Annotated in this window: 12 protein-coding genes; 8 read left to right on the top strand and 4 right to left on the bottom strand. The window is 60.9% G+C overall.

Annotated features, from left to right (window positions below):
• Window positions 1–149 precede the first annotated feature (149 nt).
• The 6 genes from ACOCMH_RS16900 (at window position 150) to ACOCMH_RS16875 (ending at window position 6,768) form a co-directional block, all read left to right on the top strand.
• Window positions 150–1,919 (top strand): SWIM zinc finger family protein, encoded by a 1,770-nt coding sequence (locus tag ACOCMH_RS16900; RefSeq protein WP_427312140.1) that lies wholly within the window; start codon window positions 150–152, stop codon window positions 1,917–1,919.
• Between the two features lie 91 nt (window positions 1,920–2,010).
• Complete coding sequence (locus ACOCMH_RS16895; protein WP_427312138.1) at window positions 2,011–2,844, top strand: ElyC/SanA/YdcF family protein; 834 nt, start codon at window positions 2,011–2,013, stop codon at window positions 2,842–2,844.
• A 130-nt stretch (window positions 2,845–2,974) separates the two neighbouring features.
• Window positions 2,975–3,211 (top strand): type II toxin-antitoxin system Phd/YefM family antitoxin, encoded by a 237-nt coding sequence (locus tag ACOCMH_RS16890; protein WP_427312137.1) that lies wholly within the window; start codon window positions 2,975–2,977, stop codon window positions 3,209–3,211.
• Window positions 3,211–3,588 carry a type II toxin-antitoxin system VapC family toxin gene (locus ACOCMH_RS16885; RefSeq protein ID WP_427312135.1) on the top strand — a complete coding sequence of 126 codons (378 nt, stop codon included), beginning with the start codon at window positions 3,211–3,213 and terminating at the stop codon, window positions 3,586–3,588. The genes ACOCMH_RS16890 and ACOCMH_RS16885 overlap by 1 nt, the downstream gene beginning before the upstream one ends.
• A 207-nt stretch (window positions 3,589–3,795) precedes the next feature.
• Window positions 3,796–3,960, top strand: coding sequence for a hypothetical protein (locus tag ACOCMH_RS16880; protein ID WP_427312133.1), 165 nt, complete (start codon window positions 3,796–3,798; stop codon window positions 3,958–3,960).
• 165 nt (window positions 3,961–4,125) lie between these two features.
• On the top strand, window positions 4,126–6,768 hold the full coding sequence (locus tag ACOCMH_RS16875) for a bifunctional diguanylate cyclase/phosphodiesterase (protein WP_427312131.1): 2,643 nt from the start codon (window positions 4,126–4,128) through the stop codon (window positions 6,766–6,768).
• Window positions 6,769–6,780: 12 nt separating this feature from the next.
• Here ACOCMH_RS16875 and ACOCMH_RS16870 read toward each other — a convergent pair whose 3' ends face one another.
• Complete coding sequence (locus ACOCMH_RS16870; protein ID WP_427312129.1) at window positions 6,781–7,680, bottom strand: LysR family transcriptional regulator; 900 nt, start codon at window positions 7,678–7,680, stop codon at window positions 6,781–6,783.
• A gap of 113 nt (window positions 7,681–7,793) precedes the next feature.
• Here ACOCMH_RS16870 and ACOCMH_RS16865 point away from each other — a divergent pair, with 113 nt between their 5' ends.
• Window positions 7,794–8,684, top strand: a complete 891-nt coding sequence (locus tag ACOCMH_RS16865; protein WP_427312127.1) for an aldo/keto reductase family oxidoreductase — start codon at window positions 7,794–7,796, stop codon at window positions 8,682–8,684.
• A gap of 526 nt (window positions 8,685–9,210) precedes the next feature.
• Here the strand turns inward: ACOCMH_RS16865 and ACOCMH_RS16860 are convergent.
• The 3 genes from ACOCMH_RS16860 to dcm all read right to left on the bottom strand — a co-directional run bounded on the left by ACOCMH_RS16860 (window position 9,211) and on the right by dcm (window position 11,948).
• A complete protein-coding gene (locus ACOCMH_RS16860; RefSeq protein WP_427312125.1) occupies window positions 9,211–9,540 on the bottom strand; it encodes a DUF1484 family protein in 330 nt (109 codons plus the stop codon).
• A 511-nt stretch (window positions 9,541–10,051) separates the two neighbouring features.
• Window positions 10,052–10,576, bottom strand: coding sequence for a very short patch repair endonuclease (locus ACOCMH_RS16855; RefSeq protein WP_427313309.1), 525 nt, complete (start codon window positions 10,574–10,576; stop codon window positions 10,052–10,054).
• 13 nt (window positions 10,577–10,589) lie between these two features.
• A complete protein-coding gene (gene dcm / locus ACOCMH_RS16850) occupies window positions 10,590–11,948 on the bottom strand; it encodes a DNA (cytosine-5-)-methyltransferase (protein WP_427312123.1) in 1,359 nt (452 codons plus the stop codon).
• Window positions 11,949–12,140: 192 nt separating this feature from the next.
• Between dcm and ACOCMH_RS16845 the strand changes: the two genes are divergently transcribed.
• Window positions 12,141–13,391, top strand: coding sequence for a type II restriction endonuclease (locus ACOCMH_RS16845; RefSeq protein ID WP_427312121.1), 1,251 nt, complete (start codon window positions 12,141–12,143; stop codon window positions 13,389–13,391).
• Window position 13,392 lies beyond the last annotated feature (1 nt).

Genomic DNA, 13,392 nt, shown 5'->3' with positions numbered 1-13,392 from the left:
GACGGTCATCCAGTCGTGGCGTTTCGAAGTGCATACCGAATGTCGGGCATTATGGCTCCGGGTTGGTCGCTCCAAGGCCAAGGTTTAGCTAACATAGCTTCGTCCATCCATAGGCCGATCCTTAAAGGTGGTCTTCACTATGTCTGCCCGTGCCTACTCTCGCTGAAGTCCTGACCCTCGCCCAAGTCCAGTCGCATACGGACACTGGAACGTTCAACCGCGGCAAAGCCTATTTCCATGACGGCGCCGTGTCCCGCCTTGAGGAACACGAGGCCGCTGTTCGCGCCACCGTAAGCGGGACGCACCGCTACAGCGTCGAGCTGGCCGTCGCTGTCAACGGCCGGCTCGCCTATGGATGCAACTGTCCGATAGGCGACCAAGGTATTTTCTGCAAGCACGCGGTAGCCGTCGCACTCGCTTGGCTAGAAAACTCGGGCGCAGAGGTGTTCCATCCCGAAGAGCCCACCCGCGAGAAAAAACCACGCAAGAAGCGCAAGACTTACGGAGAGGTGATCCGCGAATACGTGGCGACCCTAGACAAGGACGCGCTTCAGGACCTGCTGCTGGAAGCCGTCGAGCACGACCGGACCTTACGCGACAAACTGCTGATCGCCGCTCGTTCGGCGCAGGCGTCTGATTTCCCAAGCATGAAAGCGGCCGTGCGGCAGGCCACGCGCATCTCCCGGCCGCTGGACTGGAGGGAGGCCAACGAATATGGCAACAACCTGATGTCGCTGGCCGACACCCTGCGCCAGAGGCTTGCCGGACCGCACGCCGCGCAGGTGGTCGAACTCACCGAACTGGCAATTGCCGGCGCGGAACACAGCCTTAACCAGATCGATGATTCCGGCGGTGGCGTGATGCCGGGCATCATGGAGCTGGCCGATGTCCACCTCGACGCATGCCTGCAGACCCGCCCCGACCCGGTGCGGCTTGCCGAGCGGCTGTTCCGCCTGCAGATGGAAGGTGAGCGAGATACGTTCCACGATGTCTTGCCCGCTTACACAGGACCTTTGGGGGAGAACGGGTTGAACCGCTACCGCGAACTGGTGAGCGAAGCGTGGGAAGCCCTACCGCCGCTGCCTCCGGTGAAGGAACGGTATCCGTCATCCGAGCCGCAACGGATGCGTATCGAGCACACCATGCAAAGCCTGGCCGAGCTAGACGGCGACATTGATGCATTGATCCGAATCCTCTCCAAGGACCTCTCGGTTCCGTACCGCTTTCTCCAGATAGCAGAAACTTGCGTGAAGCATGGCCGCCCGGACGAGGGCCTCGCTTGGGCCGAGCGAGGCCTCGGTGAATCGGGTAGGCATGTTGACCCGCGCCTGCTCGACTTTTGCGTCGACGCGTATCTGCGTCGCGGCGATCCCGACCGGGCCGCTATGCTCGCATGGCGTCGCTTCGAGATGCATCCCGCGGCGGACAGGTTCCCTGCGCTGATAAACGTAGCTACCACGATCGGCAGGCATGATGAGATTCGGGAGCGCGCCCTGGCGCATCTGTGGGCGCTCGTCAAGAAAGAGGAGTCACCCGGAAAATCGAAGCGCCGTGCCTGGGAGACGCCAACACGCACCGAACTCGTCAAGCTCTTCCTCTCCGAAGACAAGGATGATGCAGCCTGGGACGCCTTCATCGGCGGTCCGGTAGCGACGCAGCTGTGGCCCCGGATGGCGGAATACCGCGCCAGAACGTATCCCCATGACGCGATTGCTCTCTATCGCCAGTTACTGCCGGTCGCTGTCAACAGCGGCAAGAGCAAAATGCGCTATGACGAGGCGTTTGAAATCGTGCGCGCCATCGGAAGGCTGCGGGCAAAGCTGGGCGAGCAAGCGGAGTTCGCCAGGGAACTGGAAGAGATTCGCGACAGCTATCGTGCGAAGCGCAACTTCATCAAGTTGCTCGCCACGTTGTCCTGAGTTTGTCGTGTGCGAATGGTCTCAACGCGCGCTCGGCCGCGCGATATGCGAAGCCGGTAACTCGTTCCCACCTCGTCCTATCCCGTGATTTATGCCGCTGGATAATCTCGCCATCAGCCATCTGGAGAACCTCGCAGTGAAACGAAGCGCGCACAGTATCCGCCTTGCCCTGGCGCTGATTGGTGCCGTCCTGCTTGGCGACGCTGTCGCACTGATGCGGATGGGGCTATTCAACTTCGGCATTGTGTTGCCCGGTTCTATTGGAATCGCCTTCCTGTTGCTCGCCCTGTGCTGGGATGGCGTGGCGCGCTGGCGGAAGGCCGATCCCCGGCGTCAGTTGCTTTGGCGCGCGGGATGGATCGCGTTTGCCGCGTGGCTGGTCACTGTCGCGATGTTCTTTTATGGCATCCGCGGCGGCATGGGCGTCGCGGTGCCGGCGGGGACATCGGTGAAGGCGATCGTCATCCTTGGGTCAGGCACGCCCAACTGCAAGGCGTCGCCAACGTTGATTGCACGACTGGATCAGGGCCTGGTGCAGGCGCAGAGATGGCCGGAGGCCAAAGTGGTTGTGAGTGGCGGACAGGACTTCGGCCTGCGGTGTACGGAGGCGGACATCATGGCTGACTACCTCATAGCGCGGGGCGTGGCGGCGGACAGGGTGATTCGCGAGGGGCGGAGTACGAGTACCGAGGAGAACCTGTTATTCAGCCGCCGGTTGCTGGAGGAACAGGGCGTTGATCCGGGGAAGGCGATCGTGGTGGTGACCAGCGACTTCCACGTGCGACGCGCAGTGGGCATTGCGCGCAAGGCGGGATTCAGCGAAGCAATTGGCGTAGAAGCCGAAACGCCCTTGTACCTTCGCTTCAATGCCTGGTTGCGCGAGTACTTTGCGGCGATCAGCGGTTGGATCCTGAGGGAGTATTGAGGGCACCGACTTGACCAGTTCGATGGCAACCGGCGGGCATGTCGAAGTGTCAATCAGCCGCCCATGTTCAGTTGCCAGGTGTCTTGACCCATCCCTGGACTAAGATGGACTAAGTCCATGAGGAGCGAGCATGCATACTGTCAATATCCATGACGCCAAGACGAACTTTTCCCGTCTGGTTGACGCCGCGTCAGCGGGCGAGGAAATCATCATCGCGAAGGCCGGTAAGCCAGCCGCCCGGCTGGTGCCAATAGAATCAGACAAGGTCGCCCGCCGGTTCGGTGTGTTGAAAGGCAAGATCCGCGTTGCAGATGATTTCGACGTCCCCCTGCCGGATGACGTGATTGCTGAGTTTGAAGGTCGTTGATGCGCCTGCTCCTGGATACGCATATCTACCTGTGGGCCGTCGCCGACGATCGCAAGTTGTCAAAAGCCGCGCGCAAGATGATTTCCGAGGCCGAGAAGGTCTTTGTCAGCAGCGCAAGCATCTGGGAAGCTTCGAGCAAGGCAGGACTGGGTAAGCTGGATGCCGATGTGAACGAGCTTGTTTCGGCAATCGACACCAGTGGATTCACAGAACTGCCGGTCCGCGCGGCACATGCAGCCCTGGTCCGAAACCTGCCGGATATTCATCGGGACCCGTTTGATCGCTTGCTGATCGCTCAGGGCATGTATGAGCCGCTTCGACTGCTTACCGCGGATGGCCATCTGGCGGCTTATACCGATCTCGTTGAAGCGGTGTAGGGGTACGTAGGCAGCCGGTACACTGCAAGCCGCATGGACTTGCCATGCTCGTCGCCAAGGCGGTTTCCGCCGCAGCGCGAGTAAACGGTTGCGTGAGGACATCGCAGCGATCAGCGGCTCGGTCTTGAGGGGGCACCGAAGCATCAACCTGCAGCACTACTTGGTGCTTGAAGAGCAGGGCGTCGTCGCCACCGCCCCATTGTGGTGATGACCAGCGACTTCCATGTACGGCGGGCGGTGCAGATTGCGGGAAAGGCAGGCTTCGGCAAAGTCGCCGGGGTCGGGGCTGGAACGCCGATCTACCTCCGCTATAACGCCTGGCTACGCGAGTACTTCGCTGCGATCAGCGAATGGGTGTTGACGGAGTATTGAGCCTTCCGCGTCCGAGCTGGGCATGATCACGACGTGACGCTTTAGGCGCACACCGCCTCGCTTAACGCGGTGAGCGCGGGACTAAAGTGCGTGCTGCTTGTCGGGTCCCCTGACCTCGGCTAGCCTGCTATCGATGTCGACTCTTCGCTGCGCTGCGATCCCCTGATGCCAGAACGCTCGACCACCCGATATGGCAAGGCGCTGCAGCGCCTGCGCCAGGTCTTTTCCCCATTGAACCTGGGGGCGGCGGCGTGGCTGATTGCAACATGGGCGTTCGCGGCGTTTCAGCTCGTGAGCGAGCGGGATCGCTTGCTGCACGTCGCCGCGGAGCGTACCCAGGCGGAGGCCCAGGCGTTCGGCGCCTACTCGAAATCCAGCATCCTGCGGCTGTCCGAGTTCCTTCTCGACCTGCGGGCCAGTTGGCTGGCCAGCCAGCCGGGGTTCATCGACATGGTGCGTGAGCGGGAGAACCTGGTGGTGGACCTGTCGTTCCAGGTGTCGGTGATCGACAAGCATGGCCTGCTCATCTACTCGTCCATCGCCCCGCCCGTGCCCGGCGAGAAGGTCGACCTGAGCGGGCGCGAGCATTTCCGGGTCCATCAGAACGCGGGCGGTCGGGACATGCTGTTCATCAGCGACCCGGTGAAGGGCAAGGTCTCGCGCAAATGGTCGATCCAGTTCACGCGCCCCATCCTGCGCGCGGGCAGCTTCGACGGGGTCATCGTGGTTTCGGTCAGTCCGGAGCAGTTCGCCAGCTTTGCGCAATCGTTCACCAACCGCGATGGCGAAGTGGCGTCGGTCATCAAGACTTCCGGCCAGGTCATCGCGCGCGTGCCGGCCATGGAGGGCACGCTGGCCAGGGCGGTCAGCAACAGGCCGTACCTGGCCAGCGACTCGCCCCAGTCTGGTAGTTATCGGGCAGTGTCGGGGTCCGAAGGCGTGGAGCGGGTCTTCGGCTACTACCGTTTGCCGGAGTTCGGGCTCAATTTCGTGGTGGGCGAGTCGGTCGACCTGGTGCTGGCGCCCTACGAGGTTTATCGCCGCGTTGCCCTGGCCGGTGCGATGGCTTCCACGCTGCTGCTTGGCCTGTTGTACTACAGCCTGCGCCGCTCCATCGCGGAGCGACGGCGCCATATGGAGGAGATGCGGCTGGCTTCGCTGGTCTATTCGTCCAGCAGCGAGGCCATGGTGGTGACGTCGCTCGATGGCACCATCATCAACGTGAATCCGGCCTTTGCCGCCGCCACCGGCTATACCCTCGAGGAGATCAAGGGCCGCTCTGGCTACAGCGTCAGCGGCGCAGGCAATGCGGCAGGGCTGGTCGAACGCCTGCGGGCCACCGTGGCGGCCAAGGGCAGATGGAGCGGCGAATTCTCGATCCGCCGCAAGGACGGCAGCGAGTTTCCCGCCTACCTGACCGTGGATACCTACGTGGCCCACGCGTATGGCGAGCGCCGCCGCGTTGCGCTGATCCATGATATGACCGAGAAGCGCCAGGCGGAGGAAGTCATCCGGCACCAGGCGTATTTCGATGCGCTCACGGATCTGCCCAACCGCCGCCTGTTCTTCGACCGGCTGGAGCAGGAGATTGCGCGTTCGCGCGGCACGCAGGATGTGCTGGCGCTGCTGTTCATCGACCTGGATCGCTTCAAGGAGGTGAACGATACCCTCGGCCACGACCAGGGCGACCTGTTGCTGCTGGAGGCGGCGCGGCGCATTTCGGCATCGGTGCGCGCGTCGGATACCGTAGCGCGGCTGGCCGGCGACGAGTTCACCGTGATCCTGCCCGCGGTGGGCGATGTCGGCGTTGCCGAGGGCATTGCCCAGGCGATCCTGCAGCAGATTGCCGCGCCTTACCGCCTGGCCGGCGAGCTGGTGGTGGTGTCGGCCAGCATCGGCGTGGCCACCTGGCCCAGGGACGCCGACAACGCCGAGGCCCTGCTGGTCTGCGCCGACCATGCAATGTTTGCCGCCAAGGATGAAGGCCGCAATCGCTGGAAGGTCTTCACCCAGGCGCTGCTGCAGGCGGAGAGGGAGCGCCTGCGCATCACGCAGGACCTGCGCACGGCGCTGGCGTCCGGGCAGTTCGTGCTGCACTACCAGCCCATTGTCAATATGCGCACGGGCAAGGTCTGCAAGGCCGAGGCCCTGATTCGCTGGAACCATCCGGTGCGCGGGCCGATCCACCCGGCCGATTTCATCGCCGTTGCGGAGGAATCCGGCCTCATCATCGACATCGGCCGCTGGGTGCTGACGGAAGCGCTGGACCAGCTTGCGCGCTGGCAGGTGCTGCTGGGCAAGGGCTTTCAGATCTCGGTCAACAAATCGCCCGTGGAGTTCTGCGCGCCTGCAAGCGGGCCCGAGTCCTGGTCCAGCATGATCGAGAGTAGGAACGTGCCGGTGGGCAGCCTTGTCATCGAGATCACCGAAGGCTCGCTGATGGAGCAGAACGCCGATGTCATGGACCAGCTCTCCCGCTTCCAGGCGGCCGGCATCGAGATCGCGCTCGACGACTTCGGCACCGGTTACTCGTCCTTGTCGTACCTGCGGCGCCTGGACATCGACTACATCAAGATCGACCAGTCCTTCATCCGCTCGCTGACGCGGGGCCCGGACGACGTGGCCTTGTGCCACGCCATCATCAGCATGGCGCATGCACTGCGCATCCGCGTGATTGCCGAGGGCGTCGAGACCGAGTCGCAGCGCGACATCCTGGTGGCTGCTGGTTGCGATTACGGGCAAGGGCACTTTTTCTGTCCGCCGGTGGAGGCCAGCGCGTTCGAAGCTTTTGTGAGCGCTGTGACTTGAGGCGAGCGGCTGCTATACCCCTCCGCTCGCCTTCAAGAAATCCACAAACGCCCGCAACGGCGCCGGCAAATGCCTTCGCCCGGGATAGTAAAGAAACGGCCCTGAGAACTTCTGCCACCAAGGCTCAAGAACCGGCTCCAGCGCCCCGCTTTCCAGATACGGCCGCAGCTTGCCCTCGAAGATGTGGATTACCCCAACGCCAGCCAGCGCCGTACTGATCGCCAGGTCGATCGACGCAGCAGGCCGGATCAGCAACCGGTGCGGCGGATCCAACCGCAATTCCTCCCCATCCCGCTCGAACACCCACGGTGGCGTGGCTCCACTGGCGAACTGCCCGCGCAGGCAGACGTGCGAAAGCAAATCGCGTGGATGCTCCGGCCTGCCGTGCCGGTCGAGATAGCCAGGCGTTGCCGCCGTCGCGAAGCATTGCACGCGCGGCCCGATCGGGACGGCGACCATGTCCTGCTCAAGCCGCTCCTCATAGCGGATGCCTGCGTCGCAGCCGATGGCCAGCACATCGACAAATCCATCCTCGACCACAAGCTCTACGCGGATGTCGGGGTAGGCCTCCAGGAACGGCGGGAGGATGGCTGGCAACACCGTCCACGCGGCGCTCGATGGCACGTTCAGCTTGAGCGTGCCGGAGGGCTTGTCGCGGAAGGCGTTCAGGACGTCCAGCGCGGACTCCATCTCGCTGAACAGCGGCGTGAGCCGCTCGAGCAGGCGCAGCCCCGCTTCGGTCGGGGCGACGCTGCGTGTGGTGCGGTTGAGCAGGCGCAGGCCCAGCTTCGCCTCCAGGCGGCGCACGGCGATGCTGAGGCTTGACGCCGACACGCCGCTGATCCGCGCCGCATCCCGGAAGCCCCCGGCGCGGGCCACCGACACGAACGCGGCCAGATCGTTGAATTCCATACCAGTGTTCAATTTTTGAAACAGCCCATTCAATCTAGGCCGGATTATCAAACACTGCAACGCCAACCATACTGGCGCCACCTGTTCAGCCAAACCGAATCAAGGAGAGCGCCATGTCCACCACGCACCAACCTCACCGCCCCGCCACTACCTACACCCTTGCCGGCCGCACCGTGAACCGCATGGGCTACGGCGCCATGCAGCTCGCCGGGCCCGGCGTGTTCGGCCCGCCGAAGGATCGTGACGCAGCCATCGCCGTGCTGCGCGAAGCCGTCGCGTCCGGCGTCAACCACATCGATACAAGTGATTTCTACGGCCCGCACATCACCAATCAGCTCATCCGCGAAGCCCTCCATCCTTATCCGGATGACCTGGTGATCGTCACCAAGGTAGGCGCCCGCCGCGGCGAAGACGCCTCTTGGCTGCCGGCGCTTGAGCCGGAGGCCATCCGGCAAGCGGTCCATGACAACCTGCGCAACCTGGGTGCGGAGGTGCTGGATGTCGTCAACCTGCGGCTCATGGGGGATATCCATGCGCCGACGGAAGGCTCGATCGAAAGGGAAGTCACCGCGCTGGCCGAGCTGCAAAGGCAGGGGCTGGTCCGCCACATCGGGCTGAGCAACGTGACATCGGCGCAGGTGGCGCAGGCGCAGAAGATTGCGCCGGTTGTCTGTGTGCAGAACCAGTACAACCTGGTGCAGCGTGGCGATGATGCGCTGGTGGATGAACTGGCGGAGCAGGGGATTGCGTTCGTGCCGTTCTTCCCGCTCGGCGGGTTCACGCCGATTCAGTCAGCAGGGTTGTCAAAGGTGGCGGAAGGGATCGGGGCGACGGTGATGCAGGTGGCGCTGGCCTGGTTGCTGCATCGGGCGCCGAATGTGTTGTTGATCCCGGGGACTTCGTCGGCGGGGCATTTGAGGGAGAACTTGGGGGCGGGGGAGGTTGGGTTGACGGATGGTGTGCTGGCGGAGCTGGATGCGTTGAGTCCAATCGGCGGACATTGAAGTCACTACTTGGAATGAATATCCGAACGTGTCCGCGCGCACCGAAGGAGCGAACAGGACGACATAGCTTAATTGTGTCAGCGCAAATGAATGTGCTCGAAGACAGGGCTTCGATCCAGCACAGAGGGACGCAATGACTGACCACAAGGACAAAAAGACGGCCCCGCTCCCATGGCGCTGGCGCATTGCAATCGCTCGCCTCCTTTGCGCCTTGGTGCTGGGTCTCGCCGGCTTTCTCTGGGCAGGCTGGCTGACAGTCACCGGACGAGGGTGGGAAGCCATTCTCTGCATGATTGCAACGTGGGCATGTGCACGGCTTTTGGCCGGGGGCCTGTACGGCTACAAGGGATAGGCCGCGGCCTGTCCGCCGCAATTGAAATGCACCTGCCTGAGTAGGTCTCAGTGATCAACGGCTTGATCTTGCCGGACACTGAAGCATCAACTTGCAGCACTACCAAAGCGGCGCGAGACCAATTGGCCCGCGCCGCTTTGCTTTCAGGCCCGCGTTGCGCGGGCCCATACCTCGTCAGACAAGCGCCTGCAGGCGGTCGGCACACTGGTCGATCTGCCGCCTAAGCGGCAGAAGCAGGGCGTGGAGACCGATGCTGTCAGGAACATCGCCAGCCTGCAAGTCCAGCAAAGTCAGGACGGATTGGAAACCGGCGCTGACGCGCAGAAGATCGTCGCTGACTTCGAGGATGTGGTCCTCGAGGGTGATAGCTTTGCTGGGTTGCGGTGGGGCAGCCTTGGCGCGGCGGCGGAACTGGGCGCGGTCAACTTTGGCCAGGTTTTCGGCTAGTTGGGCTTGTTTTTGGGCGAGGGTGAGCTCTTGGGGAGCCGGGGTGGTGGGTTGCATTGCGAACCTCCGTATATGGAAATAGAGACTCGCCGTCCGCTGTCAACCGGGGTGGGCGAGCACGAGGCAGGGTTGACAGACCGGCCATATACAATCCGGTGAGCCGTGAGGGGCTCCCCCGCCAAGGCTCGCCCGAAGAGACGCGCATGGCTCACGAACAGAAGAATACTGCCGATTGCTTCGTTCGTTGTATATAAAGCAGGCTGTCAAACCTGATCGCCGAAATCCCGACGACAAGCAAATTATGTGTGCTCTCCTTGCGAGCCGGTATAAGACAGTTCCTATCTTTTACGGCGGGCCATGCTGAGCGCCCCAAGAGCTTCTACCCCAAACCGCTGGTTGAGTGCCCAGCTATGAGTTCGATTTCAACGACAGGGAAGTCAGAGCTTCAAGGCTATTGCCACTCGAAGTGTTCACAAGCGAGTGGGAATGCATTGGCTGTCCACATGCCGGCATATGTGAAAATCGATTGCGGATCCGGGTTGCAGTGGGCTTTCTGAGCGGTTCTTTTCTAGCTGGCTGCCGTATAGTCCGCCCCGGATCCTGCCACCTTTGTATCCGTCACTAGCCCTTCTGAATCGGCCGCAGAGCCCCGTCCACGCAACTCAAGCTTCCAAGAATGTCCCTCGACAAGCCAAGCCGCGAGCTGATCGACAACATCCTCGGGCATCAATCGGTTGCGACCCTTCAAGGAGCATTCCCACACCGTTGCCACTCTCCACCCGTCTTTCAGCAGCGTTTCGTTGGCAAGCACATCCCTTCGGACATTGGCATCGATCTTGGCCTTCCAAAAATCGGTTCTAGTGCCAGGCAATCGGAACATCGGACACTGGTGCCCGTGCCAAAAACACCCGTGCACAAACACTACAGCCGAATACTTTGGAAGGACAAGATCGGGGGTCCCAGGAAGCTTCCGGTTATGCAGTGTGAAGCGAAACCCCCGGGCATGCAGTGCCCGCCGAATCTGCAGCTCGGGAGCCGTATCCTTATGCCGGATCGCCCGCATGTTGCGCGAGCGGACGGCGGGACTGTGCACGTCTGTCAATACGTTATGCAGCGATACGGCTGGTCTGCGCTGCCCTCGCTTTTGCGGCGATGATCCTCGACTTCATCAGCCTTGCGACTGCGGCGAACACAGGAACAACTACAGAGTTGCCGAACTGCTTGTACGCCTGTGTATCCGAGACCGGTATCCGAAAGTACGACTCACCTATGCCGTCGTACCCCATCAGACGGGCACATTCGCGAGGGGTGAGACGGCGCGGTCGGTTCTTGATGTTTGATGGATGATGAAACTCCTTCTTCGGATTAAATCCTCGGTCAACGAGAATCTCTGATCCATCCTTGTAATAGCGAGCGGACAGCGTACGTGTAATATCCCCCCCTTTGACTAGTCCATATCCAAAGCCGTTTCCTTTGGCTTTATGTTTAAGGGAATAGTTAAAAAGATACTCCCAGAGCTTAGGCGTAAGGATGTACTTTTCCTCCACCTTTTCATCCAGGATGTCGGAAAGTTTTGGCTTTGTCGCGGGGAACGTCTTCTCGATATCCCGCAACGAAAACCCCTCGTGCACACCCAGATCTTTTCGGAAACCTACAAGCACGATTCGCTCGCGGTGCTGGGGCACAAAGTGTTGTCCATCGATGATTTTAGGGTCATCAGTGCCCTCAGCATCTACGTCCGCCACCCAATACCCGAGCTCTTCCAAGGTCTCCGTGATGACTTTAAAGGTCCGGCCTTTGTCGTGACTCTTTAGGTTCTTGACGTTCTCAAGCAAAAACGCAGCGGGGCGCTTCGCCTTGATGATTCGGGCGACGTCAAAGAACAGCGTCCCCTGCGTCTTGCATTCAAATCCATGCGCGCGTCCGAGCGCATTCTTCTTGGACACGCCTGCAATGGAAAATGGCTGACAGGGAAAGCCTGCCAGCAGCACGTCATGGTCCGGAATATCGTCGTCAATCAGGCGGTATGCCTGCTCTTCCGGAATATCATCCCGGTCGCTTCTTGTCACTTTGCGGATATCGTCGTTAAACGTATGAAACGCCGGATCCGAATAGTAGTTCGCCTTGTAGGTACGGACCGCCGGAGCATTCCATTCACTGGTAAAAACACATCGACCTCCGATGGCCTCAAACCCGCGCCGGATGCCACCGATCCCGGCAAACAAATCAATGAAATCAAATTCGTAATTCGGATGGTTCTTCGGGGGCTTCGGAAGAAGCTCCTCCAGCGCGCGGAACTCTGCGTAGGTCAGCGAAGGATCAGCTTTTCCGTTCGCCCACCGATTGATGGTTTCCCTGCACAGGCTGTTCGGCAGCCGGCTATTTAAATGTGACGCAATCGCCTTCTGATCATAGATTTCCAGCAATTGCTTGATCAGGCCCAGTTCTTCGTCGCGTGCGCTCATGGATGCGTATTCGGGTGCTTATTTCGTGACATCATATCACTCATTTGACCCAGCGGCCATCGCCGGGAGGCTCAGAACAGAAGCGCCGGCAGTCTTATATCCCCAGGCAGTTGCATTGACGTAACGTATTTTGCATATGTACGCTTTCTTGGGGACGGCACCGTGCCGCCAAATCAGCTACAAAGGTGAGACGTGAATAAGGGCGCGCTGTCTGATTACTTCCAAGGTGTTGGCACAAAGACTCTCCAAGGTACGGAGATTGATCCCTCCATTTCGAACGGTCATGAGCTGCAGGGTATTGATGTCTTCCGCGCCTTTCTGGGCACGCCCGCTGAAAAGTCGTCGATTCAGGTGACGTATGTCTGGCTGGAGGACGACGCCGAACCAGCGACTCTTGCGCTGCACGGCACTTGGTATGACAGCCGGAGAGGAAAATCGCACCGCGGTGCCGAATACAGGCTGTACTATCCGGCTGGAGCGGAGGAAGTTGTCTACCGGGCAAAATCCGGAGACAGGCTGTTTCTGTGCAAGCCCCAGGAGGGCCCGGTCCTTGCGCTCTTCTGCAAACGGCAGAGCTCCATCGAACGACAGCTCCTATGGCTCTTCGGACTCCCGGAGAGTGACAGTACGGACCTCCAGCAGATCGACTTCAGGGAAGCGGGCGAGCGCCAGCTTGACATTGCAGCCAGGTACGTCCTCGACCTTATCAATGTCGAAGTAGTGACAACCGAGGACAGCCTGCTCGAGAAGCTTCTCAAACACTTCAGAGAGGCACGGGAAAACTTGTTTCCCCCGACTGTAAAGTTCTCGCATTTTGCCCGGAAGATGGCCGCGGATGCTGATCCCATTGCTGATCCCGACGGGGCACTCCTGTCATGGATGGATTTGGAAGAGCGCCTCTTCATGACGCTCGAGCGACATTTTGTCGGTCAGCGATTGCAGGAAGGATTTGTTGTGGACGGCCAGTCTGATGTGGACGCCTTCGTCGGGTACTCCCTGTCAGTGCACAACCGGAGAAAATCGCGTGCGGGCTGGGCGTTCGGCAATCATATCGAAGCGTTGCTGCACGAGCACAGCATTGTGTTCAAGCGAGAGGCCAGGACGGAAAAACGCAATGGCCCGGATTTTTTGTTTCCAGGCGAGGCCGAGTATCACGATGGATCCTTCCCCGCCTCACAGCTCACAATGCTGGCAGCCAAGACTTCCTGCAAGGACCGTTGGCGGCAGGTTCTTGCAGAAGCGGACCGGATCTCGCCAAAGCACCTGCTCACGCTGGAGCCGGGCATATCGCTCACCCAGACCTTGGAGATGCAGCGCTCGAATCTGCATCTGGTTGTCCCGCGCTCTCTGCACGAATCCTATCTGCGAGAGCAGCTTGACCAGATCATGACCGTCGCAGAATTCATCGAGCTGCTGCGCGCCCGCAGCCGTACCTGCGCCTAGG

This window comes from Cupriavidus sp. H39, from assembly GCF_050271075.1.
Classification (GTDB): domain Bacteria; phylum Pseudomonadota; class Gammaproteobacteria; order Burkholderiales; family Burkholderiaceae; genus Cupriavidus; species Cupriavidus necator_B.
This window is presented reverse-complemented; position numbering and strand designations above follow the sequence as displayed.